We start from the raw sequence: 26606 nt of genomic DNA, 5'->3' as shown, positions 1-26606 counted from the left end.
CCATCCCTGTCGAAAAAGCAGGGCCGGAGGTGTTTCCACCTCCGGCCCCGGCAGGTTAGCTCAAGCGATCAGTGGGCAACGGCGCCAGTGGCACCCAGGCCGGTCTGCGAGCGAATGAATTGCGGGAAGAAGCGTGCGCGCTCCTCGTCGGCAGCGGCGGACTTGTCGGTGATGGAGAAGAACCAGATACCGATGAAGGCCACGGCCATGGAGAACAGCGCCGGGTATTCGTACGGGTAGATGGCTTTCTCGTGGCCGAGGATCTGTACCCAGATGGTCGGGCCGAGGATCATCAGGGTCACCGCGGTGATCAGGCCGAGCCAGCCGCCGATCTTCGCGCCACGGGTGGTCAGTTTCTTCCAGTACATCGAGAGCAGCAGCACCGGGAAGTTGCAGCTGGCGGCGATGGAGAAGGCCAGGCCGACCATGAAGGCGATGTTCTGCTTCTCGAAGAGGATGCCGAGAACGATGGCCACCACGCCGAGGCAGACGGTGGTGATCTTCGACACGCGCAGCTCATCCTTCTCGTTGGCCTTGCCGCCTTTGAGCACGCTGGCGTACAGGTCGTGGGACACGGCCGAGGCACCGGCCAGGGTCAGGCCGGCAACCACCGCGAGGATGGTGGCGAACGCGACGGCGGAGATGAAGCCGAGGAACAGGCTGCCACCCACTGCATTGGCCAGGTGCACGGCGGCCATGTTGTTGCCGCCCAGCAGGGCGCCGGTGGCGTCCTTGAAGTCCGGGTTGGTGCTGACCAGCAGGATCGCGCCGAAGCCGATGATGAAGGTCAGGATGTAGAAGTAGCCGATGAAGCCGGTAGCGAAGAACACCGACTTGCGGGCTTCCTTGGCGTCACTGACGGTGAAGAAGCGCATCAGGATGTGCGGCAGGCCGGCGGTGCCGAACATCAGCGCGAAGCCCAGGGAGAACGCGGAGATCGGGTCCTTCACCAGGCCGCCGGGGCTCATGATGCCCTCGCCTTTCGGGTGGACCTTGATGGCTTCGGAGAACAGGGTGCTGATGTCGAAGTTGACGTGCTTGAGCACCATGATCGCCATGAACGTGGCGCCCGAGAGCAGCAGCACGGCCTTGATGATCTGCACCCAGGTGGTGGCGAGCATGCCGCCGAACAGCACGTACAGCACCATCAGGATGCCGACCAGGACCACGGCGACGTGGTAGTTCAGGCCGAACAGCAGCTCGATCAGCTTGCCGGCGCCGACCATCTGCGCGATCAGGTAGAAGGCCACGACCACCAGCGAGCCACAGGCGGACAGGGTGCGGATGTCCTTCTGTTTGAGGCGATAGGACGCCACGTCGGCGAAGGTGTACTTGCCCAGGTTGCGCAGGCGTTCGGCGATCAGGAAAAGGATGATCGGCCAGCCGACGAGGAAGCCGATGGAGTAGATCAGGCCGTCGTAGCCGGAAGTGAACACCAGCGCGGAAATACCCAGGAAGGACGCGGCGGACATGTAGTCGCCGGCGATCGCCAGGCCGTTCTGGAAGCCGGTGATGCTGCCGCCGGCGGTATAGAAGTCAGCAGCGGACTTGCTGCGCTTGGAGGCCCAGTAGGTGATGCACAGGGTCAGGCCGACGAAGGCGACGAACATGACGATGGCGGAGATGTTCAGCGGCTGGCGCTGAACTTCGCCGGTGAGGGCGTCAGCCCAGAGTGACGGAGCGAAAGCAGCCAGTGCGAGGGCCGCAGAAATTCGGCCTTTCATTGCTGGGCCTCCTTGAGGATTTCCTGGTTGAGGCGGTCGAATTCACCGTTCGCCCGGCGCACGTAGATGCCGGTGAGCACGAAGGCAGAGAGAATCAGCCCGACGCCCATGGGGATGCCCCAGGTGACGGACGAATCGGCACTGATCTTCGCGCCCAGCAGCTGCGGCTGGAAGGCGATGAGCAGGATGAAGACCACGTACAGGCCCAACATGATCAGGGAGAGCAGCCAGGCGAATCGCTCGCGCTTGGCCACCAACTCTTTGAAGCGCGGATTGGTATCAATCCGCTGGTAGATGCTGTCGTTCATTTTGTTCTTGTCCTCACAGCGGGGATGACGCGGATGTCGTCGATCCCTAATTTATTGGAGCGCTGCAAGCTCTCCAGACGACTTTAGTCGTAGCGATTTGCCCTCTCTTGCGAACAAGCCCGGAATAGACGCCTCGGAATAAAAAAATCCCCCGCGAACGATGGCGTTCGCCGGGGATTCTTCTGTTGCTGGCGTCAGTTCGGCCTAGAAGATCACAGCCATTCCTTCACGCGATCCGGATGCGCTTCGACCCATTTCTTGGCGGCCACTTCCGGCTTCTCGCCATTCTGCACGGCGAGCATGACTTCGCCGATTTCCTGGCCGTCCTTCCACTGGAACTTCTTCAGGAAGGCCCAGACTTCCGGCGCCTTCTTCTCCAGCGCCGGGTTGGCCACGCTGTCGACGTGCTCTTCTTCGCCGTAGACCTTTTTCGGGTCTTCGAGGAACTTCAGCTTCCACTTGGCGAACATCCAATGCGGAATCCAGCCGGTCACGGCAATGGCCTTCTTGTCGTTCTCCGCACGTGTCAGCTCGGCGATCATGCCGCTGCCGGAACTGGCTACCAGCTTGTAGTCCAGGCCGTAGTCCTTGATCGCCTGGTCGGTCTTGAGCATCACGCCGGCGCCGGCGTCGATGCCGACGATGCGGCCGCCGAAGTCATCCTTCTGCGCCTTGAGGTCCTCGATGCTGTTGGCTTTCACGTATTCGGGCACGATCAGGCCGATCTTCGCGCCCGGGTAGTTCACGCCCAGGTTGGTGACCTTGTCCTTCATCTTCTCGTAGTAGGCGCCGTGTGTGACCGGCAGCCACGCCGAGAGCATGGCGTCGAGCTTGCCGCGCGCCACGCCCTGCCACATGATCCCGGCGGCAACCGGCATCAGCTTGACCTGGTAGCCGAGCTTCTCGCGCATGATCTCGGCGGCGACGTGGGTGGTCGCCACGCTGTCCGACCAGCCGTCCACGTAACCGATGGTGATTTCCGGCTTGGCCGCCGCGCCGGCCAGCCCGGCCGCCGCCGACAGCACCAGACCTGCGCCCAGGCCCAACAGGCGTCGCATCATTGTCATGGTTTTCTCCCCGTGATTTTTCGTTGCGGCGTCCGGGTGGACCCGGCGCCATTCGCGGTCTTGGCCGCCCTTTCATGATCGGCGCCCGCTGCTGGCGAACTGCTCTGAGAACGACGCCAAACGGTCCGATCCACGACAGAAACCGTCCATCCACGACCGCGCCATTCCATCCGCGACGAAGGTGCCGGCCTATCGCCTTCATACAGAGGCTCGATTACTCGAGAGGGTTCCTGCGCAGTAGGCTTTCAGCAACGGAGAATCATTCTCGACTGGAGGATCGCCACCATGCTCAAGACCGTCACCTTCACCCTGATGCACTTCATCATTGCCTTCAGCGTCGCCTACGCGCTGACCGGCAGCATCACCGTGGGCGGCCTGGTGGCGATCGTCGAGCCGCTGTGCAACGCGGTGGGCTTCCACTTCCACGAGAAGTTCTGGAAGCGCATCGAGGGCAACGCGGCGCAGCCGACGCACAACTGGATTCACCGCCACGCGTGAACGCCTCGCAGGGGCACTGACGGCGGCAAGCGGCGTTGCTAAGATGCGCGCCTCGCCACGGTTCGCGTGCCCCCATGCCCCAGTCCTCGCGCTTTCCGCTTCTCCCTTACCTTCTCGCCCTGCTGCTTGCCCTGATCGCCCTCGGCGGCCTCTGGTACGGCCTGGGCAAACCGGTGGCCCTGCCCGACGCGGCCACGCCCACGCACAAGCTGCAGTGCGCGTCCTACAGCCCGTTCGCCAAGGACCAGTCGCCCTTCGACCAGCCCTTCGTCCTGCGCCCGGAGCAGATGGACGCCGACCTGGCGCTGCTGGCAACGCGCTTCGAGTGCGTGCGCACCTACTCCATGACCGGCCTGGAAGGCATCCCGGCGCTGGCGCGCAAGCACGGCCTGAAGCTGATGCTCGGCGCCTGGGTCAATGCCAACCCGGTGGATACCGATCGGGAAGTCGAGGCGCTGATCAAGGCGGCCAACCAGTACCCGGACGTGGTACAGGCGGTGATAGTCGGCAACGAGACCCTGTTGCGCAAGGAAGTTACCGGGCGCTACCTCGCCGGGCTGATCCACAAGGTGAAGGCTCGTGTTCGCCAGCCGGTGACCTACGCCGACGTCTGGGACTTCTGGCACCAGCACCCGGAGATCGCCCCGGCGGTGGACTTCGTCACCATCCACCTGTTGCCGTACTGGGAAGACAATCCCAGCGGGATCGACGATGCACTCGCCCACGTGGCGAAGATCCGCGAAGACTTCGGCCGCGAGTTCGCCCCCAAGGACATCCTGATCGGCGAAACCGGCTGGCCCAGCGAAGGCCGCCAGCGCGAAACCGCACTGCCCAGCCGCGTCAACGAGGCGCGCTTCATCCGCGGCTTCGTGCACATGGCCGAGGAGAAAGGCTGGCGCTACAACCTGATCGAAGCCTTCGACCAGCCCTGGAAACGCCAGAGCGAAGGCGCGGTGGGCGGTTACTGGGGCCTGTTCAGCGCCGATCGCGCAGAGAAAGGCGTGCTCGCCGGGCCGGTCAGCAACCTGCCGGACTGGCCGCTCTGGCTGGGACTTTCCGGCGTGATCCTGCTCGCTGGATTGCTGGTCGGCGGCCGCCCCGCCTCTGCCCGCCATGCCTTCCTGTTGCCGCTGGCTGGCGCCCTCGGCGCCGGCTGCATCGGCCTGTGGCTGGAGCTGTCGGTGATCACCAGCCGATTCTGGGGCGAGTGGCTCTGGTCGGCGGCACTGGTTGGCTTGAATCTGCTGGTACTGCTGCACATCAGCCTGGCGCTGTCAGCCCGCGCGGGTCGGCGGTCGAAGGCGTTCGACTGGCTGCAGCGCCACGCCGGCCTGTGGCTGGCGGCGGCTGGTTTCGCTGGCGCGGTACTGATGCTCGGGATGGTCTTCGACGCGCGCTACCGCAGCTTCCCCAGCGCGGCACTGCTGTTCCCGGCGCTGGTCTATCTGTGCCGGCCGGTCGCGACGCCACGTCGAGAAGCACTGTTGCTGGCATTGATCATTGCCGCCGGGATTCCCGCACAGCTGGCTCTGGAAGGCTTGAGCAATCTTCAGGCACTGGGCTGGGCAGCGGTGAGCCTGCTCCTGCTCGGCGCACTGTTACGCGGACGGCTGGCGCCGCAAAAGGCCTGACTCAGCGTCCTGTTGCCCGCACCAGGCGCAACCCGGCCAATACCACCGCGAACACCGCGAGGCCGGCGTTGTACAGCACCAGCGCCGGCAGCGTGACCAGCATCGCCAGTACCGCCAGCCACCAGCCGGCCTGGCGCGGCACGAAGAACGCCAGCAGCGAAAGCCCCAGGGCCAGCTTGCCGAATACGCCGAAGTGGATCGCCCAGCCCAGCTGCGAACGCACGCCGCACTCCCAGCGCGCGGCCTCGTCGGCGCAGATGCCGACCCAGCGGCCATCCTCCATCAGCCCGAAACGTACGCCATAACTGGCGGCCAGCCACAGGGCCAGGGCGAGCAGCAGGAGGATCAGGGGCAAACGACGGGACATGGCGCCACTACTCCGGGCAGGCGGGAAATCGGCGCCCAGCATAACCAGCGCAAGGGCCGATGCAAGGGGGGCCGGTTGCAGCCTAGACTTCGCCCAGCAATGGAGCCTTCGATGAAACGATCGACCCTGTTCCTGCTGGCCTGCCTGGCGGGCAGCTTCTGGTGGCTCTGGCCCACCGAACGTCCCCAGGCGCCGCAGCAGCACAGCCAGACACTGGCCAATGGCGGCTTCCGCCTGGCGCGCTACTCCATCTATCCGCTGGAGGATTTCAGCATCGAGGCGCGCGTGCTGGGCCGCGAGGATTACCGCCTGGGTCGCGAGGCAGAGTTGTCGCCCACCGACCTCGCCCTGGGCTGGGGGCCGATGGACGATCCGCGCGTGCTGGCCGATATCCGCATCACCCAGGGCAACCGCTGGTTCTACTGGCACGCCGACAAGCTGCCGATTCCCCGCCGGGAGCTGGAGACCCATGCCGCCAACATGCACATGATCCCGGCCAGCGACGACGTGGCGCGCACCCTGGCCCAGGTCAGCGCCGGCGAGCACATTCGCCTCTCCGGCAAGCTGGTGCGCGTGGAGGGTGATGACGGCTGGCGCTGGGTCAGCTCACTGACCCGCGAAGACACCGGCGCCGGCGCCTGCGAGCTGGTCTGGGTGGAAAGCCTGGAGCTTTACTGAGGCGCCCGGTTGCCAGCCGCGCCCGCCTTTGGGCATCCTCGCCGCGACCCCGCCCTGCAAGGAATGACCGATGCCTCGTGCCACCCTGCGCCCCGCCGTCCCGGGCGACATCCCGCTGATTCTCGGCCTCATTCGCGAACTGGCCGACTACGAAAAGCTGGTCCACGAAGTGAAGGCCGACGCCCAGCGCATGCACGACCACCTGTTCGGCCCGCGCCCTTTTGCCGAGGTGCTAATCGGCGAAGTGGACGGCACGCCCCAGGGTTTTGCGCTGTTCTTCCACAATTATTCCACCTGGCTGAGCCAGCCCGGCATCTACCTCGAAGACCTCTACGTGCGCCCCGCCGCGCGAGGCGCCGGCCTGGGCAAGGCGCTGCTCACGGAGCTGGCGCGACTGGCGGTGGAGCGTGGCTGTGGCCGGCTGGAATGGTCGGTGCTGGACTGGAACGAACCGGCCATTGGCTTCTATCGCAGCCTGGGCGCACGCCCACAGGACGAATGGACCGTCTATCGTCTAACCGGTGACGCGCTGAAAGACCTGGCACGCAAGGGCTGAACGCCAATCGCACTTGTCGGAAATGCGCTGGTCTTATTCGGCGGTCACCCTAGAGTTGGCCTCTCCTGAAAGGACTTCATACGATGACATTTCTTTACCGCGCGGCGGCCCTGATAGGCTGCCTCGCACTGGGGCTCGCCGGCCCGGCATCGGCCCGCGACGTGGATCAGGCCAGCTACGGCTACCCATTGATCAACCCGTTCGAGGCGACCATTGCCACCACCCCGCCGGAGCTGCGCCCGCAACTGCCGGCGGACGACGATATCCGCCAGTCGGACTACGCGCTCAAGCTGCGCCCGGAGCGCGAGTACGAGCTGCCGAGCAACTTCTGGCCAGTGAAAAAGCTCCACTATCGCCTGGCCTGGCAGAACCACAAGGCGCCGCTGGTATTCATCATTGCCGGCACCGGCGCCAACTACGCCAGCACGACGCCGGAGTACCTCAAGCGCCTCTTCTACGGCGCCGGCTACCACGTGGTGCAACTGTCCTCGCCCACCAGCTGGGATTTCATGGTTGGCGCTTCCCACGTCGCCACTCCGGGCTACACGCCCGACGATGCCGACGACCTGTACAGAGTCATGCAGGCGGTGCGCGCGCAGCATCCGGAGCTGCCTGTCAGCGACTACTACCTGACCGGCTACAGCCTGGGCGCGCTGCACGCAGCCTTCGTCAGCAAGCTTGACGAAACCCGCCGCAGCTTCAACTTCAAGCGTGTGTTGCTGCTCAACCCGCCGGTGAACCTCTACACCTCGGTCAGCAACCTCGACAAGCTGGTGCAGACCCAGGTCAAGGGCATCAACGACACCAACACCTTCTACCAGGTGATCCTGGCCAAGCTGACCCGTTACTTCAACCAGAAGGGCTATGTCGACCTCAACGACGCCTTCCTCTTCGACCTGCAGCAGTCCAAGCAACACCTCTCCAATGAAGAAATGGCCATGCTGATCGGCGCGGTATTCCGCTTCTCCTCCGCCGACATCGCCTTCACCTCCGACCTGATCAACCGCCGCGGCCTGATCACCCCGCCCAAGTACCCGATCACCGAAGGCACCAGCCTGACGCCGTTCTTCAAGCGCGCCATGCAATGCGACTTCGAGTGCTACATGACCGACCAGTTGATGCCGCTCTGGCGCGCCAAGTACGACGGCGGCAGCCTCCCGCAGCTGATCGACCAGGTCAGCCTGTATGGCGTCCAGGACTACCTGAAGCAGAGCCCGAAGATCGCCGTCATGCACAACGCCGACGACGTCATCCTCGGCCCGGGCGATATCGGCTTCCTGCGCCGCACCTTTGGCGATCGCCTGACGCTCTACCCCCGCGGCGGCCACTGCGGCAACCTCAATTACCGCGTGAACGCCCAGGACATGCTGGGCTTCTTCAAGGGACAGGGTGCCCCGGCCGACGGCCTGGCCACCGCGCAGACAGGAAACTGACTCCATGCCACTCCGCCATTCCTGGACTCTTGCCCTGCTGCTGGCCTGCGGCGTCGCCCAGGCCGAGTCCGCGCAACCGGTACAGACGCCCATCACCACCAAGTTCGACATGGCGCCGGACGACGACGGCTTCAAGCACCCGCTCGACGCGCTGAAGTTCAACCCCGGCCTGGACCAGCGCGAGTTCGAGCGCGCCACCTTCGACGCCCTCAACGTCTACGACCCCTGGGAGTCGTGGAACCGCCGGGTCTATCACTTCAACTACCGCTTCGACGAGTGGGTCTTCCTGCCCGTGGTGCACGGCTACGAGTACGTCACCCCGCATTTCGTGCGTACTGGCGTGAGCAACTTCTTCAGCAACCTGGGCGAAGTGCCGACGCTGCTCAACAGCGTTGCCCAGCTCAAGCCCCAGCGCGCGGCGAACAGCACCGCGCGGCTGCTGTTCAACACCATCTTCGGCATCGGCGGCCTGTGGGACCCGGCCACCGCCATGGGCCTGCCCAGGCTCAGCGAGGACTTCGGCCAGACCCTGGGCTACTGGGGCGTCCCCGATGGCCCCTACCTGATGCTGCCGATCCTCGGCCCGTCCAACCTGCGCGACACCGGCGGGCTGGTCACCGACTTCGTCGCCGCCCGCGAAGTGAACTACCTGAACTACTCCGAGCTCAGCCGCGAGTACTGGGAACTACCGGTGCTGGAGATCATCGACAAGCGCTACAGCAACGGCTTCCGCTACGGGCAGATGAACACGCCCTTCGAGTACGAGAAGCTGCGCTACTTCTATACCGAAGCCCGGCGCCTGCAGATCCAGGAGTGAATCGGAACCGTCGCCCTCGGGCGGCGGTTTTCTTTCCATTGATACATCTATTTTATCGATTGGTAAGCTGAAAAACTCGTAACCATTGATCCACCATTTGGGACTAGGATGATCTCCATTCACAGATCAAGGAGGTCCCCATGACCCGCTTACGTACCGTGATCGACCAGCACATCGGCCACCCGGCCTCCGACGGCGCCGGCGTGCGCCTGACCCGCGTCATTGGCGGCGCGGGCATCGAACGCTTCGATCCGTTCCTGATGCTCGACCAGTTCGACACGCAGAACCCCGACGACTACATCGCCGGCTTCCCCTCGCACCCGCACCGCGGCTTCGAGACCGTCACCTACATGCTCGAAGGGCGCATGCGCCACGAAGACCACCTAGGCAATACCGGCCTGCTCAAGCCCGGCGGCGTGCAGTGGATGACGGCGGCCCACGGCATCATCCACAGCGAGATGCCCGAACAGGTGGAAGGCGCCATGCGTGGCTTCCAGCTGTGGCTGAACCTGCCGGCGAAGGACAAGCTGTCCCCGGCCGGCTACCGCGATATCGAGCCGGAAGATGTGCCGCGCGTGACCACCGGGCAAGGTGTGGGCGTGACCGTGATCGCCGGGCGCTTCGACGATGGCGAGACCGCCGTCGATGGCGCGGTGCAGCGTCCGGGCACCGAACCGCACTATTACGATCTGGTCCTGCCGGCGGGCACTTCGGTGGCTCCGCAGATTCCGGCGGGCCATCGGGTGATGCTGTACGTCTATGAGGGTTCGCTGCAGGTGCCGGGCGAGCGAGGTGACGAGACCGTCGCCACCAACCGCCTGGTGCGCCTGGGCCAGGGCGACGAGATCCAGCTGTCCAGCGACCAGGGCGCGCGCGTCCTGCTCCTGGCCGGCAAGCCGCTCAATGAACCCATCGTGCAGTACGGCCCGTTCGTGATGAACAGCCGCGAGGAAATCGAGCAGGCCCTGCGCGACTACCGCGATGGCGTGTTCGCGGTCTGACTGAAGCCCGATGAGCTTTCGTAGGATGGGTGCCTACAGCGACCATTCCTCCATCCCCAGAAAGCGCGCGATCTCCGCGCGCTTTTCCATGGCATCGCGGTACCCCAACTCGATCAGCGCATTGCAGTAGCCCGGCTCGAACAGCAGGTAGCTGAGCACACCCGCGCCGCTCGCCCTGGTCGCCCCCGGCCCGCGCAGGAACAGGCGCAGCGCGCGCGGCAGTTCGTGGCGGTATTGCGCGGCGATCTCGTCCAGCGGCCGGCTTGGCGAAATCAGCAGCACATCCACGGGAGCCAACCCCAGCGTCGAGCGGCGCGCCTCTTCGGGCACCAGTGAACTGAGGAAGTTGATGCGGTGCAGCAACTCGATATCGCCTTCCAGGTTGTCGATGAAGGTGCTGTTGAGGAGATGGATACCCACCTGCGCCAGGCTCGGCGGCTGGCCGGTACGGTAGTTCGCCACGGACTCGTTGGCACTGCCGACGGTGGGATTGCCGCTCACACCAATCACCAGAACGCGGTTGGCGCCCAGGTGCAGCGCCGGGCTGATCGGTGCCTGCTGCCGCACCGCACCATCGCCGAAGAACTCGCGGAGAATCTTCACCGGGCGGAACAGCAACGGAATCGCCGAGCTGGCCAGCAAATGCTCGATCTGCAGGCGCGTCGGCACGCCGATACGCCGGTGGCGCAGCCAGGGATCGATGGTGGCGCGGCCCTGGTAGAAAGTCACCGCCTGCCCCGATTCGTAGCCGAACGCGGTGACTGCCACCGCGCGCAGGTTGCGGCGGCGCACGGCCGCGGCGATGCCGGACAGGTCCAGTTCACGTTCCAGGAGATAGCGCAACGGCGTGCTGTCCAGCAGCGCCACCGGCTCGCGCTTGCCCAGCCCGAGCAGACTGTGGCCGAGGAACTTGAAGGCCTGGCTGAACACGCCCGGCCAGTCGGAACGGTAGACCTGCCCGGTGCGAAAGCCCTTCCAGACCTTGGTCAGGCGCTGCACCGCGCCGGTGAAGGACAGCGCACCGCAGGCGAGACCGACGGCATTGATGGCGCCGGCTGAAGTGCCGACGATCACCGGGAAAGGATTCTCCGCCCCCTCGGGCAGCAGCTCGGCGATGGCGGACAGCACGCCGACCTGGTAAGCCGCCCGCGCACCGCCGCCGGAAAGAATGAGGCCGGTGACGGCCGGGGAAGTCGGTGCAGTGGCGGAGTCGGTCACAGCTGAAGTCCTTGTCGCGTCGTTACCAGCGTAGCCCCCGGCCTACTTCTTGTCGTAGAGCTTCGGCTCGCCCTCAGGGCGGCTCTTGAAGCGCCGATGCGCCCAGAGGTACTGCTCGGGCTGGCGGCGAATCTCGCGTTCCACCCACTGGTTGATGCGCAGGCAGTCGGCCTCTTCGCTCTCGCCGGGGAAGTCTTCCAGCGGCGGATGGATGGTCAGGCGGTAGCCCGAGCCGTCGGCCAGGCGCGACTGGGTGAAGGGCAGCACCAGCGCGCGGCCCAGGCGGGCGAACTTGGTGGTGGCAGTGACGGTGGCGGCCTGGATGCCGAACAACGGCACGAACAGGCTCTGCTTGGCGCCGTAATCCTGGTCCGGCGCGTACCAGATGGCGCGGCCGGCGCGCAGCACCTTGAGCATGGCGCGCACGTCCTCGCGCTCGATGGCGGTAGCGTCGGCGTTATGCCGTTCGCGGCCGGTACGCTGGACGAAGTCGAACACCGGGTTGTCGTGCTCGCGGTACATGCCGTCGATGGTCTGCACCTGGCCCAGCAGCGCCGCGCCGATCTCCAGGGTGGTGAAATGCATGGCCATGAGGATCACGCCCTTGCCTTCGGCCTCGGCCTTCTTCAGGTGCTCGATGCCTTCGATGTGGGCGAGCTTGGCCAGTCGGGCCTTGGGCCACCACCAACTCATGGCCATTTCGAAGAAGGCGATGCCGGTGGAGGCGAAGTTTTCCTTGAGCAAGCGCTTGCGCTCGGCGGCGGAGAGTTCCGGGAAGCACAATTCCAGGTTCCGTGCAGCGATTGCCCGGCGGCTGCCCACCACGCGGTACATCAGCGCCCCCAGCGCACGCCCCAGGGCCAGCAACGCCGGGTACGGCAACTGCACCACCAGCCACAGCACGCCGAGGCCGAGCCAGAGCGGCCAGTGGCGGGGATGGAGAAACTCACGGCGAAAGGTGGGGCGGTCCATGGAACTTTCCGGCTAGGTCAAAGCCCGACATTCTACCTTGCCGATGCACACCGCGCCCGCCTTCACGCCCTGGCCCTCCGCCACGCTTGCGGCTGCCGGGGCGCTCCGTTATAAGTCCACACCATTTAGTGATGCAGCCTGACCATGAGCCAAGCCGACCTTCTCGACCACGATCCCGTATTCCAGCTCAAGGGCAGCATGCTGGCCGTCACCGTTCTGGAACTGGCCCACAATGACCTGCCGCGCCTGGACCGCCAGCTCGCCGACAAGGTCGCCCAGGCCCCCAACTTCTTCCGCGACACCCCGCTGGTGCTGGCGCTGGACAAGCTCCCCGACGGCGAAGGCCAGCTCGACCTGCAGGGCGTGCTGGACATCTGCCGCCGCCACGGCCTGCGCACCCTGGCCATTCGCGCCAGCCGCGAGGAAGACATCCGCCTGGCCACCATGTTCGACATCCCCGTGCTGCCGCCGTCGGGCTCGTCCCGCGAGCGCCCGGTCGAACCCAAGGACGCAGTCCCGCAGGTGACCGGCGCCGCGCCGGTACGTCGCCCGCGCGGCGAAAAACTCTCGGAGAAGGTGGTCGAGCAGGCCGCCGGCGCTGGCACCCAGGCCGAGAAACCCGCCGCACCCGGCGAGCCCATTGCAGCCGCGCAGCCCGCAGCCGAGGCCCAGGCGCCGACCCAGGAAGCTGCTGCGGAAAAACCTGCCGAGCCGCCGGCACCGGTCGTCCGTCCGACCAAGCTGGTCACCACTCCGGTACGCGGCGGCGTGCAGATCTACGCCGCCGGCGGCGACCTGATCGTGCTCGCCCCCGTCAGCCCGGGCGCGGAACTTCTCGCCGACGGAAACATCCATGTGTACGGTCCGATGCGCGGACGCGCCCTGGCCGGCGTCAAGGGCGATACCAGTGCCCGCATTTTCTGCCAGCAGCTGGCCGCGGAACTCGTTTCCATCGCTGGTAATTACAAGGTCGCCGAAGACCTTCGACGCAGTCCGCAATGGGGGCAGGCAGTGCACGTCAGCCTGTCGGGTGACGTGTTGAACATCACCCGCCTTTAACGGATACTGCCGCGACTTTCAGGGACCAGAATTCTTCGTTTTTTCTTTGGGGTGAATCACCTTGGCCAAGATCCTCGTAGTCACTTCCGGTAAAGGTGGCGTCGGTAAAACCACCACCAGCGCAGCCATCGGCACCGGCCTGGCCCTGCGCGGCCACAAGACCGTCATCGTCGACTTCGACGTGGGCCTGCGTAACCTCGACCTGATCATGGGCTGCGAACGCCGCGTGGTGTACGACTTCGTCAACGTCATCAACGGCGAAGCGACCCTCACCCAGGCCCTGATCAAGGACAAGCGCCTCGAAAACCTGTACGTGCTGGCCGCCAGCCAGACCCGCGACAAGGACGCCCTCACCCAGGAAGGCGTCGGCAAGGTCATCGAAGAGCTCAAGCAATCCTTCGACTACGTCATCTGCGACTCCCCGGCTGGCATCGAGAAAGGTGCCCACCTGGCCATGTACTACGCCGACGAGGCGATCGTCGTGACCAACCCGGAAGTCTCCTCGGTCCGCGACTCCGACCGCATGCTGGGCCTGCTGGCCAGCAAGTCCGCCCGCGCCGAGAAAGGCGAGGACCCGATCAAGGAACACCTGCTGCTGACCCGCTACAACCCCGAGCGCGTCACCAAGGGCGAAATGCTCGGCGTCGAAGACGTCGAGGAAATCCTGGCCATCCGTCTGCTCGGCGTGATCCCGGAATCCCAGGCGGTGCTCAAGGCATCCAACCAGGGCGTACCGGTCATCCTCGACGAAGAAAGCGATGCCGGCCAGGCGTACAGCGACGCCGTCGAGCGACTGCTGGGCAAAGAAATGCCCCACCGTTTCCTCGACGTGCAGAAGAAAGGATTCCTGCAACGACTGTTCGGAGGACGTGAATGAGCCTTTTAGATTTCTTCCGCAGCCGGAAGTCGCAATCCAGCGCATCCATCGCGAAAGAAAGACTCCAGATCATCGTCGCCCATGAGCGCGGCAACCGTTCGCAACCGGACTACCTTCCGCAGCTGCAGAAAGACCTGCTGGAAGTGATCCGCAAATATGTGCCCATCGATCAGGAACAAGTCCAGGTCGAGCTGGCCAACCAGGGCAGCTGTTCGATCCTGGAACTCAACATCACCCTGCCGGAGCGTTGATCCGGTTGTGGTGGACCTGCGGCGGCTTCGGCCGCCGCAGTCGTTTTCGTCATTCTTATTCGCGCAAGAGCTTCCATGCCGCTTTCCCAGATCGAATTCGTCCATGAGGACGCCGCCCTGCTGGTGGTGAACAAGCCCACCCTGCTGCTCTCCGTGCCCGGCCGCGCGGACGACAACAAGGACTGCCTGATCACCCGTCTGCAGGAGAACGGCTACCCGGAAGCGCGCATCGTCCACCGGTTGGACTGGGAGACCTCCGGGCTGATCGTGCTGGCCCGCGATGCCGACAGCCACCGCGAGCTGTCCCGCCAGTTCCACGACCGCGAAACCGAAAAGGCCTACACCGCCCTCTGCTGGGGAGAGCCGGAACCGGACAGTGGCCGCATCGAGGCACCGCTGCGCTACGACCCGCCAACCAAGCCGCGCCACGTGGTGGACTTCGAACAGGGCCGTCATGCGCTGACCTTCTGGCGGGTCATGGAGCGCCACGGCAACTGGAGCCGCGTGGAGCTGACGCCAATCACCGGGCGCTCGCACCAGTTGCGTGTGCACATGCTCAGCATCGGCCACCCGCTGCTCGGTGACCGCCTGTATGCCGAGGGCGAAGCCCTGGCCCTGCGCGACCGCCTCTGCCTGCACGCCAGCATGCTGGCCCTGACCCATCCGCAGACCGGCGAACGCCTGCGCTTCGAATCGCCCGCGCCGTTCTGATTGTTTTACAAGGTCCTCCCCTGGCCGCAGATTTGCCCATTTACGTTAAACTTCCGGCCATTCGCTGTCCGGAGTTACCCATGCGTGCAGAACTCAACCAGGGCCTGATCGATTTCCTCGCGGCCTCCCCCACCCCCTTCCACGCCACCCAGGCCCTCGCCCTCCGCCTTGAAGAGGCCGGCTATCAGCGCCTGGACGAGCGCGAGGCCTGGCGCACCGAAGCCGGTGGCCGCTATTACGTCACCCGCAACGACTCCTCGCTGATCGCCTTCAAGCTCGGCACAGTGCCGCTGCTGGAAAACGGCCTGCGCCTGGTCGGCGCCCACACCGACAGCCCGTGCCTGCGCGTCAAGCCGAACCCCGAACTGGTGCGCAACGGCTACTGGCAGCTGGGCGTCGAGGTCTACGGCGGCGCGCTGTTTGCGCCCTGGTTCGACCGCGACCTGTCCCTGGCCGGCCGCGTCACCTTCCGCCTGGCGGGCAAGGTGGAAAGCAAGCTGATCGACTTCAGGGCGCCCATTGCGGTGATCCCCAACCTGGCGATCCACCTCAACCGCGAAGCCAACCTGGGCTGGGCGATCAATGCGCAGACCGAGCTGCCGCCGATCCTCGCCCAGGTCGCCGCCGGCGAGACCCGCGACTTCCGCGACCTGCTCGGCGAGCAGTTGCAGCTGGAGCACGGCATCACCGCCGACGCCATCCTTGACTACGAGCTGAGCTTCTACGATACCCAGCGCGCCGCCGTGATCGGCCTCGACCAGGCGTTCATCGCCGGTGCCCGCCTGGACAACCTGCTGTCCTGCTACGCCGGCCTGCAGGCGCTGCTGGGCAGCAGCGACGAGCAGAGCGGCGTGCTGGTCTGCACCGACCACGAGGAAGTCGGCTCCTGCTCCGCCTGCGGCGCCGATGGTCCGTTCCTCGAGCAGGTGCTGCGCCGCCTGCTGCCCGAGGGCGATGCCTTCACCCGCACCGTGCAGCGCTCGCTGCTGGTCTCCGCCGACAACGCCCACGGCGTACACCCGAACTACGCCGATAAGCACGACGGCAACCACGGCCCGAAGCTCAACGGCGGTCCGGTGATCAAGATCAACAGCAACCAGCGTTACGCCACCAACAGCGAGACGGCCGGCTTCTTCCGCCACCTGTGCCTGGAAAACGAAGTGCCGGTGCAGAGCTTCGTGACCCGCAGCGACATGGGTTGCGGCTCCACCATCGGCCCGATCACCGCCAGCCAGATCGGCGTACGCACCGTCGACATCGGCCTGCCGACCTTCGCCATGCACTCCATCCGCGAACTGGCCGGCAGCCAGGACCTGCACTACCTGGCCAAGGTTCTCAGCGCCTTCTACGACAGCGCCGACCTGCCCTGACCCGAACGCCCGGCGCCTGCCGGGCGTTTTTGTATGGAGAGTCTTAGAGGAGAGCCAGCCATGTCCTTCAACGGAAGCTGCCTGTGCGGCGATATCGCCTACGAGATCGACGGCCTGGACATGCCTATCGGCCATTGCCACTGCCGGACCTGCCAGAAGGCGCACGCTGCGGCCTTCGCCAGCACGGCAGGGGTCATGCGCGAACACTTCCGCTGGACCCGTGGTGCGGACAAGCTGGCAGCCTATGAATCCTCGCCCGGCAAGCTGCGCAAGTTCTGCCCGCGCTGCGGCACGCAACTGATCGCCGAGCGCGCCGGCCAGCCTCACGTCATCGTGCGGGTAGCCAGCCTGGACGAGGATCCAGGCACCCGGCCGGCGCGGCATATCTGGGTGTCCCACGACCGCCCGTGGCTGGCGCAGGATGGGATTCCGGCCTATCCGGAGTGGAATCCGGACCGCTGAATCGACCTTTGATCCTGTAGGAGCGAGCTTGCTCGCGAACCACGCAGTTTCGGAGTCGTCTGCACGCCCCGCGGCGGAAACCAGTTGTTCGCGAGCAAACTCGCTCCTGCAGGCTCGACCGCAACTCAAAGATCAATCCGGCACTTCCACACTCACGTGGATGGCATCGTGCCGCCAGAATTCCAGGTCGCAATCGATGATGCGCCCATGCTGGTCGCCATTGATACGGGTGATGCGCAGCGCCGGGCTGCCCTCGGCGACACGCAGCACGCTGGCCGCCTCACCGTGCAGGGCGGTGGGCACCATGTCGAAGCGCACGCGGCCGTAGCGGATGTCATAGCGGCTGGCGTACAGCTCGGTGAGTGAACAGGTCAGGTCGCTGTCGAGGATGCCGGGGAAATACGCTGGATTGAGGTAATGCTCGACGTACAGCACCAGGCGGCCATCTACCCGGCGCAGCCGGCGAATCTGGTAGACGCTCGATAGCGCCGGCAGCTCCAACAGCTCGCAGATCGCCGCACTGGCGGGCACCTGCCGGGCCGACAGCACCTCGGTCGCCGGCACCCGGCCCTGGCCTTCCACCATGGCGTGGTAGTGGCTGCGCACCAGCGGGTTGTAAAGCAGGCGCGGCGGCGAGACGAACCAGCCGCGACGCTCCTCGCGGTAGATCAGCCCCTGAGCCTCCAGTTGCCCCAGCGCCTCGCGCAGGGTGATCCGCGTGGTGTCGAACAACTCGCTCAGCTTGCGCTCGGCCGGCAGCTTGCCGCCAGCGCTGAGCAGGCCGCTGTCGATCTGTTCGATGAGCGCGCGGCAGATCGCCGTGACTGTGGGTAGCGCCGAATCGCGCATTCGATTCCCTCTTTTGGACTAGTCCAGCCCCAGAACAGGGCATTTCTTACCCCCGCCGGGGTGTCGTCATCCTAGGAAAGCCCGATGACCGTCCCGTGACAGTGCCTTTGCAAGCAGCGCCCATGCCAGTTAACGACACCAGCGTAGACCAGGCGGATCAAGGCGTTGGCCATGGTCTACGCTTTTCCCCGACGACCCACTGGCCGCGCAGGGCCGGGCTGGCGCGCCGGGTGCCTACATCAAACTGTCATCCACGCCGCTTAGATTGGCCTGCGTCTTGCTGATCTAGACCACGCTTGAAATCACTCAAACCGAAGGAGCACCGAATGAAACGCTTGCTTGCTTCACTGCTGGGATCGGCCATTGCCTTGGGCAGCGGCCTCGCCATGGCGGCCAACGCCGATCTGCAATCGCTGGAAGCCGCCGCCCGCAAGGAAGGCCAGGTCAACAGCGTGGGCATGCCCGACAGCTGGGCGAACTGGAAGGACACCTGGAAGGACCTGGAAAGCAAGTACGGCTTGAAGCACATGGACACCGACATGAGCTCGGCCCAGGAGCTGGCGAAGTTCAAGGCCGAGAAGGAAAACGCCAGCGCCGACATCGGCGACGTCGGCGCCGCCTTCGGCCCTATCGCCATGCAGATGGACGTCAGCCAGCCCTACAAGGCCAGCACCTGGGACCAGGTCCCGGAATGGGCCAAGGACAAGGACGGCCACTGGGCGCTCGCCTACACCGGCACCATCGCCTTCATCGTCAACAAGCAGTTGGTCAAGGAGGTCCCGCACAGTTGGGCCGACCTGCTCAAGGGCAAGTACAAGGTCACCATCGGTGACGTCAGCGCCGCTGCCCAGGCCGTCAACGGCGTACTGGCCGCCAGCATCGCCAATGGCGGCGACGAGAAGAACATCAAGCCTGGCCTGGAGTTCTTCGCCCAGCTCGCCAAACAGGGCCGCCTGTCGCTGACCAACCCGGTGATCAACACCCTGGAGAAGGGTGAAGTGGAAGTCGGCATCGTCTGGGACTTCAACGGCTTGAGCTACCGCGACCAGATCGACCCGTCGCGCTTCGAGGTGCTGATCCCCTCCGACGGCTCGGTGATCTCCGGCTACACCACCATCATCAACAAGTACGCGAAGAACCCGAACGCCGCCAAGCTGGCCCGCGAATACATCTTCAGCGACGCCGGGCAGATCAATCTGGCCAAGGGCAACGCCCGGCCGATCCGTGCCGAGCACCTGACCCTGCCGGCCGACGTACAAGCCAAGCTGCTGCCCAACGAGCAGTACGCCAAGGCCCAGCCGATCAAGGATCCCAAGGCCTGGGAAGAGACCTCCAAGCGTCTGCCGCGGATGTGGCAAGAGAACGTCATCATCAACATGCAATGACGCCCAGCCGCCTCGGTTCACGCCGGGGCGGCCGCGTTTCGCCGAAGGCCCCGCCCATGCGCCACGACGTCATCCTGGTCGTCCTCGACGGCCTCAACTACAGCGTCGCCCACGACTGCATGGGCCACCTGCAAGCGCTGTGCAATGCCGGCCGCGGCCAGCTGTACCGGCTCGAATGCGAGCTGCCGTCGCTGTCGCGCCCGCTCTATGAATGCATCCTTACCGGTGTGCGCCCCATCGACAGCGGCATCCTGCACAACGATGTGTCGCGCCGGTCCAACCAGCGCAGCCTGTTCCACTACGCCCGCGCCGCCGGCCTGACGACCGCCGCAGCGGCCTATCACTGGGTCAGCGAGCTGTACAACCGCACGCCCTTCGACCCGGCGCGCGACCGGCATACCGACGATGAATCCCTGCCGATCCAGCACGGGCACTTCTACTGGACCGACCACTACCCCGACTCGCACCTGTTCACCGACGCCGAGTCGCTGCGCCGCCGGCACGCGCCGAACTGCCTGCTGGTGCACCCGATGAACATCGACGACACCGGCCACAAGCACGGCCTCGGCACGCCGCAGTACCGCAACAGCGCGCGGCACGCCGACATCATCCTCTCCGAATACCTGCACCAGTGGCTGGCCGCCGGCTACCAGGTGATGGTCACCGCCGACCACGGCATGAACGACGACCGCAGCCACGGCGGCATCCTCCCCGAGGAGCGCGAAGTGCCGCTGTTCGTCTTCGGCGAGGCATTCAGCCTCGATGACCAGGCCCGCCCGCGCCAGGTCGAACTCTGCGGCACGCTGTGCGAGATCCTCGGCGCGCCCCACGACAAACCGGTCTGCCGGGAGCTGCTCAAGGCATGAGATCGAACACCGGAAAACGCTTCGCCCTGCTCTGCCTGCTGCCTTTCGCACTGTTCTTCTTCGCCTTCCAGCTCGCGCCGCTGCTGTGGGTGATGATCAACAGCGTGCGCACCGGCGACGGCTGGGGCCTGGGCAATTTCAGCGAGATCTTCGGCTCGCCCTTCTACCTCCAGGCGATCCGCTACAGCCTGGAAATCTCGCTGTGGTCGAGCCTGATCGGACTGTTCATCGCCATCCTCGGCAGCTACTCGCTGCGCCAGGTGGACAGCAAGCTGCGCGACTTCGTGATGGCCTTCGCCAACATGACCAGCAACTTCGCCGGGGTGCCGCTGGCCTTCGCCTTCATCATCATCCTCGGCTTCAACGGCGCCATCACCCTGCTGCTGAAACAGGCGGGGATCATCGAGGACTTCAACCTCTATTCGAAGACCGGCCTGATCATCCTCTACACCTACTTCCAGATTCCCCTGGGCGTGATGCTGCTCTACCCGGCCTTCGACGCCCTGCGCGAGGACTGGCGCGAATCCGCCGCGCTGCTGGGCGCCAGCCAGTGGGCGTTCTGGCGGCACATCGGCATCCCGGTGCTGACCCCTGCGCTGCTGGGCACCTTCGTCATCCTGCTGGCCAACGCGCTGGGCGCCTACGCCACCGTCTACTCGCTGACCACCGGCAACTTCAACGTGGTGCCGATCCGCATCGCCGGGCTGGTCTCGGGCGACGTGTTCCTCGACCCGAACATGGCCAGTGCTCTGGCGATGGTGCTGGTCGGCCTGATGAGCATCATTACCCTGGCCCACCAGTGGCTGCTGCGCCGGAGCTACCATGTCGAGAAACGCTAACGCGCTCTACCACCGCGTGGTGGTCTACGCGCTGTTCCTGATCCTGCTGGTGCCGCTGGCCGCCACCCTGCTCTATTCGCTGGCCACCTCCTGGAGCGCCAGCGTGCTGCCCGACGGGCTGACCCTGAAGTGGTTCCTGACCCTGTGGAGCGACCCGCGTTTCCTCGTCGCCTTCGGCCAGTCGCTGCTGGTGTGCTTCGGCGCGCTGATCCTGAGCGTGGCGCTGGTGCTGCCGCTGATGTTCGTCATCCACTACTACTTCCCGCGCCTGGACGCGCTGATGAACGTGCTGATCCTGCTGCCCTTCGCGGTGCCGCCGGTGGTCTCGTCGGTCGGCCTGCTTCAGCTCTACGCCTCGGGCCCGGTACCCATCGTCGGCACGCCGTGGATCCTGATCGGCTGCTACTTCACCATCGCCCTGCCTTTCATGTACCGGGCGATCAGCAACAACCTGCAGGCGATCAACCTGCACGACCTGATGGACGCCGCCCACCTGCTCGGCGCCAGCACCTGGCAGGCCGCCCTGCTGGTGGTGCTGCCGAACCTGCGCAAGGGCCTGATGGTGGCGCTGTTCCTGTCCTTCAGCTTCCTCATCGGCGAGTTCGTCTTCGCCAACCTGCTGGTGGGCACCCGCTACGAGACGCTGCAGGTGTTCCTCAACAACATGCGCAACAGCAGCGGCCACTACACCAGCGCAGTGGTGGTCTCCTACTTCCTCTTCGTCCTGCTGCTCACCTGGGCGGCAAATCGTTTGAACAAGGACAAGACCTGACATGAGCTTCCTCAGCGTCGAAACACTGAACAAGAGCTACGGCAGCACCACGGTATTCCAGGACATCGACTTCGCCGCCGAGCGCGGCGAGTTCGTCACCCTGCTCGGCCCCAGCGGCTGCGGCAAATCCACCCTGCTGCGCTGCATCGCCGGCCTCACCGCGGTGGACAGCGGACGCATCCTGCTGGACGGCGAGGACATCGTGCCGAAAAGTCCGCAGAAACGCGGCATCGCCATGGTGTTCCAGAGCTACGCGCTGTTCCCCAACATGACCGTGGAGCAGAACGTCGGCTTCGGTTTGCGCATGCACAAGGTGCCGGGAGCGGAATCCGCCCAGCGCGTGGCCGAGGTGCTGGACATGGTCGAACTCGGCCCGCTCGCCACACGCTATCCGCACCAGCTCTCCGGCGGCCAGTGCCAGCGCGTCGCCCTGGCCCGCTCGCTGGTCACCCGCCCACGCCTGCTGCTGCTCGACGAGCCGCTGTCGGCGCTGGACGCACGCATCCGCAAGCACCTGCGCGAGCAGATACGGCGCATCCAGCAGGAGCTGAAACTGACCACGGTGTTCGTCACCCACGATCAGGAAGAAGCACTGACGCTGTCCGACCGTATCGTACTGATGAACGCCGGGCGCATCGTCCAGAGCGGCGACGCCGAGACGCTCTACACGGCGCCGGAAAACGCCTTCGCCGCCGGCTTCATCGGCAACTACAACCTGCTCGACGCGGCCCAGGCGACCAGGCTCCTGGACCGCCCCTTCCGCCAGCAGGTGGCGATCCGCCCCGAATCCCTGCGCCTGAGCGCCGAAGCGAGCGAGGGCATTCCGGTTCGGGTACTCTCCCACAGCCTGCTGGGCAACGTGATCCGCTACCGGGTGGACGCCAATGGCGTCGAGCTGACCGTGGACGTCCTCAACCGCAGCGCCGAGCGCCTGTACCCAGCCGGCACCACGCTCGGCCTGCACGTAGACATTGAAAGCATACGGGAGGTGGCCTGATGGCCCTGGTGATATTCGACCTCGACGACACCCTGATCGACGGCGACTGCGCGAGCCTGTGGAGCAAGCGCATGGCCGATCTCGGCTGGGTCGACGCGGAGTCGTTCCTCAAGCGCGACGCCGAACTGATGGCGCTGTACGCGCAGGGCAAACTGCCCATGGAGGACTACATGGCCTTCGCCCTGGAACCGATGGCCGGGCGCAGCGTGGAAGAAATCGAGCGCGATGTGGAAGCCTTCGTCGAGGACGTGATCGAGCCGCTGATCCATAGCGACGCGTGTGCCACCCTCGCCCGCCACCGCGAAGCTGGCGACCGCCCGCTGGTGATCTCAGCCTCCGGCGTGCACCTGGTCCAGCCCATTGCCGAACGCATCGGCATCGACGAAGTGCTGGCCATCGACCTGGAAGTAGTGAACGGCCACTACACCGGCCGTACCGTTGGCGTGCTCACCTACCGCGAAGGCAAGGTGCTGCGCCTGCTCGACCTGCTGGAGGGCGACGACAGCCCCCTGGCCCAGGCGCACTTCTACTCAGACTCGCGCAACGACCTGCCACTGCTCAAGCTGGTGGGCAACCCGCACGTGGTGAATGCCGATCCGGTCCTGCTGGAGCATGCACAGAAGATGGGCTGGGACGTTCTGAACTGGAAATGACCTCTTGCGCAGAAAAAGGGCCGCTTCAGCGGCCCTTTTCATGAGTGCAATCGACTCAACCCAGGCTCTCGTCGATCACTACCACCACCTTGCCCTGCACCTGGTTGCTCGCCAGCGCATCGAACGCGCTCTGCGCATCGCGGACCGGGAAGGTGCGCTCCAGTTGAGCGCTGATTTGGCCGGACTCGAACAGCGGCCAGACCTTCTGTCCGAGTTCAGCGATCAGCTGCGCCTTGAAGTCCGCATCCCGCGAACGCAGGGTCGAGCCGATGAGCTGGATACGCTTGCCCAGCAGTAACGCCAGGTCCAGCTCGGCCTTGCGACCGCCCATCAGGCCAATGACCACCCAGCGACCGTCACGGCCGAGGATTTCCAGGTCGAGCTTGGCGTAGTTGGCGCCCACCGGATCGAGGATTACATCGAAGGGCGCGAAATCCCGAAGCGATTCGAGGCTCTCGCCGCGCAGCGCGCCGCCTTCGGCGCCCAGGCTTTCGCAGTAGGCCAGTCGATCGGCGGAGCCAACGCTGACCCAGCATGGGCTGTTGAACGCCTTGCACAGCTGGATGCCGGCCGAGCCGACGCCGCTGGCGCCGGCGTGCAGCAGGACTTTTTCACCGGGTTGCAGAGCGCCAAGCATGAACAGGTTAAGCCAGGCGGTAGCGTAGACCTCGGGCAGCGCAGCAGCCTCGGCCATGCTCAAGCCGGCAGGCACCGGCAGCGCATGGCGCTGGTCCACCACGACTTCCTCGGCCATACCGCCGCCAGCCAGCAGGGCGCAGACGCGGTCGCCCACCTGCCAGGTACTGCCGGCACCGACTTCGGTCACCACGCCGGCGCACTCCAGGCCGATAACGTCGCTCGCCCCCGGTGGCGGCGGGTAGAGACCGGCCACCTGCAACAGGTCGGCGCGGTTGAGTCCCGCGGCGGCGACCTGGATGCGGATCTGTCCCTGCGCGCAAGTCGGGTTCGGGCGCTCGGCCCACTCCACTCGCCCTTCGATGCCTTGCAATGCGTTCACGCTGCCTCCATAGTGATCCTGCAGGGCCCGATCCGAAAGGTCGGGCCCTTTCTTCGCGCCGAATTCACCTGCGATTGAACCCGGCGCCGCCAATTAAGGCCTAATATGCGTCATAACTCCGCGATCAGTCGAATCAGCATGAAGCGATTTTTGCCCCGTACCGCCCTGTTGTTCATCCTCGGCGCAACCGCCTTTTCCTCGTTCGCGGCAACCACCAGCCCGAATGTATGGGACGGCCTGCAGCCTGACCGGGATCAAGTGATCGCCAGCCTCAACATCGTTGAGTTGCTAAAGCGCCATCACTACAACAAGCCGCCGCTGAACGACGAGCGCTCGGCAAAGATCTATGACAGCTACCTGAAGACGCTCGATCCGGCGCGAATGTACTTCACCCAGGCCGACATCGACCAGTTCGCGCCCTGGCGCACCCAGTTCGACGACTTCCTCAAGAGCGGCGAACTGGAGCCCGGCTTCACCATCTACAAGCGTCACCTCGACCGCCTGAAGGAGCGCCTGGACTTCGCCCTGGCCACCCTGAACAAGGGCGTCGACAAGATGGACTTCAAGACCGACGAATCGCTGGAGATCGACCGCGAGAAATCGCCCTGGGCGAAAGACAGCGCCGCGCTCGACGACCTGTGGCGCAAGAAGGTGAAGGACGAAGTCCTGCGCCTGAAGATCGCCGGCAAGGACAACAAGGCCATCCAGGAACAGCTGACCAAGCGCTACAAGAACCAGCTGATGCGCCTGGAGCAGACCCGCAGCGAAGACATCTTCCAGGCCTACATCAACGCCTTCGCGCAGACTTATGACCCGCACACGCAGTACCTGTCGCCGGACAGCGCGGAAAACTTCGACATCAACATGAGCCTCTCGCTCGAAGGCATCGGCGCCGTACTGCAGAGCGACAACGACTACGTCAAGGTCGTGCGCCTGGTACCGGCCGGCCCCGCCGAGAAGAGCAAGCAGATCGCCACTTCCGACAAGATCATCGGCGTCGCCCAGGGCAAGGGCGAGATGGTCGACGTGGTCGGCTGGCGTCTGGATGAAGTGGTCAAACTGATCCGTGGCCCGAAAGGCTCTCAGGTCCGCCTGGAAGTGATTCCGTCCACCAACGCGCCGAACGATCAGACCAGCAAGATCGTCACCATCACCCGCGAGGCGGTGAAGCTGGAAGACCAGGCGGCGAAGAAGTCGGAAATCACCATCGACCACGAAGGCAAGAACTACAAGCTGGGCATCATCGACGTGCCCGCGTTCTACCTCGACTTCAAGGCCTATCGCGCCGGCGACCCGGACTACAAGTCCACCACCCGCGACGTGAAGAAGCTCATCGCCGAGCTGCAGAAGGACAATGTCGACGGCATCGTCATCGACCTGCGCAACAACGGCGGCGGCTCCCTGCAGGAAGCCACAGAACTGACCGGCCTGTTCATCGATCAGGGCCCGACCGTGCTGGTGCGCAACAGCGACGGCCGCGTCGACGTGCTCAACGATGACGAGGGCAAGGCGTTCTACACCGGCCCGATGACCGTGCTGGTCAACCGCCTGTCCGCCTCGGCCTCGGAGATCTTCGCCGGTGCCATGCAGGACTACCACCGCGCGCTCATCGTCGGCGGCCAGACCTTCGGCAAGGGCACCGTGCAGACCATTCAGCCGCTCAACCATGGCGAGCTGAAGTTGACCCTGGCCAAGTTCTACCGCGTCTCCGGCCAGAGCACCCAGCACCAGGGCGTGATCCCCGACATCGGCTACCCGTCCATCGTCGACGACAAGGAAATCGGCGAAAGCGCCCTGCCCGACTCGATGCCGTGGGACACCATCAAGCCCGTGCTGAAGGCCCAGGCCGATCCGTTCAAGCCGTTCCTCGACCAGCTGCGCACGCGCCACGACGCGCGCACCGAGCACAACGCGGACTTCGTCTACGCCCGCGAGCGCCTCGCCCTGGCCCAGGAGTTGATGAAGGAGAAGACCGTCAGCCTCAATGAAGCCAAGCGTCGCGCCCAGCAGACCAGCATCGAGAACCGTCAGCTGGCCATGGAGAACGCCCTGCGCAAATCCAAGGGCCAGGAACCGCTCAAGGAGCTGAAGAAGGAAGACGAGAACGCCCTGCCGGAAGAGGACAAGACCAAACCGCAGGACGACGCCTACCTCACCGAGTCCGGGCACATCCTGATCGACTATCTGAACCTGAACTCCCAGGTGGCCAAACACTGATCGGATGACA

General features: G+C 65.1%; 28 protein-coding genes. 20 read left to right on the top strand and 8 right to left on the bottom strand.

Going from position 1 to position 26606, the window contains the following annotated elements; translation table 11 throughout:
* Positions 1 to 68 precede the first annotated feature (68 nt).
* The 3 genes from GJV37_RS02970 to GJV37_RS02960 all read right to left on the bottom strand — a co-directional run bounded on the left by GJV37_RS02970 (position 69) and on the right by GJV37_RS02960 (position 3099).
* Positions 69 to 1724 carry a cation acetate symporter gene (locus tag GJV37_RS02970; protein WP_065085959.1) on the bottom strand — a complete coding sequence of 552 codons (1656 nt, stop codon included), beginning with the start codon at positions 1722 to 1724 and terminating at the stop codon, positions 69 to 71.
* Positions 1721 to 2032, bottom strand: a complete 312-nt coding sequence (locus GJV37_RS02965) for a DUF485 domain-containing protein (RefSeq protein ID WP_024763446.1) — start codon at positions 2030 to 2032, stop codon at positions 1721 to 1723. The genes GJV37_RS02970 and GJV37_RS02965 overlap by 4 nt, the downstream gene beginning before the upstream one ends.
* Positions 2033 to 2244: 212 nt before the next feature.
* Entirely contained in the window at positions 2245 to 3099 is an 855-nt protein-coding gene (locus tag GJV37_RS02960) for a glycine betaine ABC transporter substrate-binding protein (protein ID WP_024763445.1), read from the bottom strand.
* Positions 3100 to 3384: 285 nt separating this feature from the next.
* Here GJV37_RS02960 and GJV37_RS02955 point away from each other — a divergent pair, with 285 nt between their 5' ends.
* Both GJV37_RS02955 and GJV37_RS02950 read left to right on the top strand, forming a co-directional pair.
* Positions 3385 to 3597: a DUF2061 domain-containing protein gene (locus GJV37_RS02955; protein WP_170858254.1), complete on the top strand. Its 213-nt coding sequence runs from the start codon at positions 3385 to 3387 to the stop codon at positions 3595 to 3597.
* Between the two features lie 74 nt (positions 3598 to 3671).
* On the top strand, positions 3672 to 5228 hold the full coding sequence (locus tag GJV37_RS02950) for a glycoside hydrolase family 17 protein (protein WP_169889902.1): 1557 nt from the start codon (positions 3672 to 3674) through the stop codon (positions 5226 to 5228).
* A gap of 1 nt (position 5229) precedes the next feature.
* Here GJV37_RS02950 and GJV37_RS02945 read toward each other — a convergent pair whose 3' ends face one another.
* A complete protein-coding gene (locus GJV37_RS02945) occupies positions 5230 to 5595 on the bottom strand; it encodes a hypothetical protein (protein ID WP_038803309.1) in 366 nt (121 codons plus the stop codon).
* Between the two features lie 111 nt (positions 5596 to 5706).
* On the opposite strand from GJV37_RS02945, the gene GJV37_RS02940 reads away from it, so the two are divergent.
* From GJV37_RS02940 to GJV37_RS02920, 5 genes are all read left to right on the top strand, one after another.
* Complete coding sequence (locus GJV37_RS02940; RefSeq protein WP_024763442.1) at positions 5707 to 6273, top strand: hypothetical protein; 567 nt, start codon at positions 5707 to 5709, stop codon at positions 6271 to 6273.
* A 70-nt stretch (positions 6274 to 6343) separates the two neighbouring features.
* Entirely contained in the window at positions 6344 to 6829 is a 486-nt protein-coding gene (locus GJV37_RS02935; RefSeq protein WP_170858253.1) for a GNAT family N-acetyltransferase, read from the top strand.
* Between the two features lie 83 nt (positions 6830 to 6912).
* Positions 6913 to 8262, top strand: coding sequence for an alpha/beta fold hydrolase (locus GJV37_RS02930; RefSeq protein ID WP_065085962.1), 1350 nt, complete (start codon positions 6913 to 6915; stop codon positions 8260 to 8262).
* A 4-nt stretch (positions 8263 to 8266) separates the two neighbouring features.
* Positions 8267 to 9079 (top strand): MlaA family lipoprotein, encoded by an 813-nt coding sequence (locus GJV37_RS02925; protein ID WP_024763440.1) that lies wholly within the window; start codon positions 8267 to 8269, stop codon positions 9077 to 9079.
* 140 nt (positions 9080 to 9219) lie between these two features.
* The gene (locus tag GJV37_RS02920) at positions 9220 to 10080 is read left to right on the top strand and encodes a pirin family protein (protein ID WP_169889909.1); all 861 of its coding nucleotides are present in this window, start codon (positions 9220 to 9222) and stop codon (positions 10078 to 10080) included.
* 33 nt (positions 10081 to 10113) lie between these two features.
* Here the strand turns inward: GJV37_RS02920 and GJV37_RS02915 are convergent, their stop codons facing one another.
* Together GJV37_RS02915 and GJV37_RS02910 are read right to left on the bottom strand one after the other, a co-directional pair.
* Positions 10114 to 11298, bottom strand: a complete 1185-nt coding sequence (locus GJV37_RS02915) for a patatin-like phospholipase family protein (protein WP_170858252.1) — start codon at positions 11296 to 11298, stop codon at positions 10114 to 10116.
* A 42-nt stretch (positions 11299 to 11340) separates the two neighbouring features.
* Positions 11341 to 12270 (bottom strand): lipid A biosynthesis lauroyl acyltransferase, encoded by a 930-nt coding sequence (locus GJV37_RS02910; RefSeq protein ID WP_084357513.1) that lies wholly within the window; start codon positions 12268 to 12270, stop codon positions 11341 to 11343.
* A gap of 144 nt (positions 12271 to 12414) precedes the next feature.
* On the opposite strand from GJV37_RS02910, the gene minC reads away from it, so the two are divergent.
* From minC to GJV37_RS02880, 6 genes are all read left to right on the top strand, one after another.
* The gene (gene minC, locus GJV37_RS02905) at positions 12415 to 13329 is read left to right on the top strand and encodes a septum site-determining protein MinC (RefSeq protein ID WP_024763437.1); all 915 of its coding nucleotides are present in this window, start codon (positions 12415 to 12417) and stop codon (positions 13327 to 13329) included.
* Positions 13330 to 13390: 61 nt separating this feature from the next.
* A complete protein-coding gene (minD, locus tag GJV37_RS02900; RefSeq protein WP_024763436.1) occupies positions 13391 to 14206 on the top strand; it encodes a septum site-determining protein MinD in 816 nt (271 codons plus the stop codon).
* A complete protein-coding gene (gene minE / locus GJV37_RS02895; protein ID WP_017522035.1) occupies positions 14203 to 14457 on the top strand; it encodes a cell division topological specificity factor MinE in 255 nt (84 codons plus the stop codon). The genes minD and minE overlap by 4 nt, the downstream gene beginning before the upstream one ends.
* Before the next feature lie 75 nt (positions 14458 to 14532).
* On the top strand, positions 14533 to 15168 hold the full coding sequence (locus GJV37_RS02890) for an RluA family pseudouridine synthase (protein WP_065085964.1): 636 nt from the start codon (positions 14533 to 14535) through the stop codon (positions 15166 to 15168).
* A gap of 80 nt (positions 15169 to 15248) precedes the next feature.
* Positions 15249 to 16538 carry a M18 family aminopeptidase gene (locus GJV37_RS02885; protein ID WP_037009241.1) on the top strand — a complete coding sequence of 430 codons (1290 nt, stop codon included), beginning with the start codon at positions 15249 to 15251 and terminating at the stop codon, positions 16536 to 16538.
* A 60-nt stretch (positions 16539 to 16598) separates the two neighbouring features.
* Positions 16599 to 17000, top strand: a complete 402-nt coding sequence (locus GJV37_RS02880; RefSeq protein WP_024763433.1) for a GFA family protein — start codon at positions 16599 to 16601, stop codon at positions 16998 to 17000.
* Positions 17001 to 17132: 132 nt separating this feature from the next.
* On the opposite strand, the gene GJV37_RS02875 is transcribed toward GJV37_RS02880, so the two are convergent.
* Positions 17133 to 17849, bottom strand: coding sequence for a UTRA domain-containing protein (locus GJV37_RS02875; protein WP_084357514.1), 717 nt, complete (start codon positions 17847 to 17849; stop codon positions 17133 to 17135).
* Between the two features lie 326 nt (positions 17850 to 18175).
* Here GJV37_RS02875 and GJV37_RS02870 point away from each other — a divergent pair, with 326 nt between their 5' ends.
* From GJV37_RS02870 to GJV37_RS02845, 6 genes are read left to right on the top strand one after another with little or no spacing between them, the layout of a single operon-like run.
* Positions 18176 to 19234: an ABC transporter substrate-binding protein gene (locus GJV37_RS02870; protein WP_084357515.1), complete on the top strand. Its 1059-nt coding sequence runs from the start codon at positions 18176 to 18178 to the stop codon at positions 19232 to 19234.
* A gap of 56 nt (positions 19235 to 19290) precedes the next feature.
* A complete protein-coding gene (locus tag GJV37_RS02865) occupies positions 19291 to 20100 on the top strand; it encodes an alkaline phosphatase family protein (protein ID WP_084357516.1) in 810 nt (269 codons plus the stop codon).
* Positions 20097 to 20939: an ABC transporter permease gene (locus tag GJV37_RS02860; protein ID WP_024763429.1), complete on the top strand. Its 843-nt coding sequence runs from the start codon at positions 20097 to 20099 to the stop codon at positions 20937 to 20939. The genes GJV37_RS02865 and GJV37_RS02860 overlap by 4 nt, the downstream gene beginning before the upstream one ends.
* A complete protein-coding gene (locus GJV37_RS02855; RefSeq protein WP_084357517.1) occupies positions 20923 to 21711 on the top strand; it encodes an ABC transporter permease in 789 nt (262 codons plus the stop codon). Before GJV37_RS02860 ends, GJV37_RS02855 begins: the two co-directional genes overlap by 17 nt.
* 1 nt (position 21712) lies before the next feature.
* Positions 21713 to 22708 (top strand): ABC transporter ATP-binding protein, encoded by a 996-nt coding sequence (locus GJV37_RS02850; protein ID WP_065085969.1) that lies wholly within the window; start codon positions 21713 to 21715, stop codon positions 22706 to 22708.
* Positions 22708 to 23361 carry an HAD family hydrolase gene (locus tag GJV37_RS02845; RefSeq protein WP_024763427.1) on the top strand — a complete coding sequence of 218 codons (654 nt, stop codon included), beginning with the start codon at positions 22708 to 22710 and terminating at the stop codon, positions 23359 to 23361. Before GJV37_RS02850 ends, GJV37_RS02845 begins: the two co-directional genes overlap by 1 nt.
* A 55-nt stretch (positions 23362 to 23416) precedes the next feature.
* Here the strand turns inward: GJV37_RS02845 and GJV37_RS02840 are convergent, their stop codons facing one another.
* Positions 23417 to 24379: an NAD(P)H-quinone oxidoreductase gene (locus GJV37_RS02840; RefSeq protein ID WP_024763426.1), complete on the bottom strand. Its 963-nt coding sequence runs from the start codon at positions 24377 to 24379 to the stop codon at positions 23417 to 23419.
* Between the two features lie 138 nt (positions 24380 to 24517).
* Between GJV37_RS02840 and GJV37_RS02835 the strand changes: the two genes are divergently transcribed.
* Complete coding sequence (locus tag GJV37_RS02835) at positions 24518 to 26596, top strand: carboxy terminal-processing peptidase (protein ID WP_024763425.1); 2079 nt, start codon at positions 24518 to 24520, stop codon at positions 26594 to 26596.
* The last annotated feature ends 10 nt before the right edge of the window (positions 26597 to 26606 follow it).

Source organism: Pseudomonas nitroreducens, assembly GCF_010994165.1.
In the GTDB taxonomy this organism is placed as follows: domain Bacteria; phylum Pseudomonadota; class Gammaproteobacteria; order Pseudomonadales; family Pseudomonadaceae; genus Pseudomonas; species Pseudomonas nitroreducens.
Note: the sequence above shows the minus strand (reverse complement) of the source record. Positions and strands in the feature narration are given on the sequence as shown.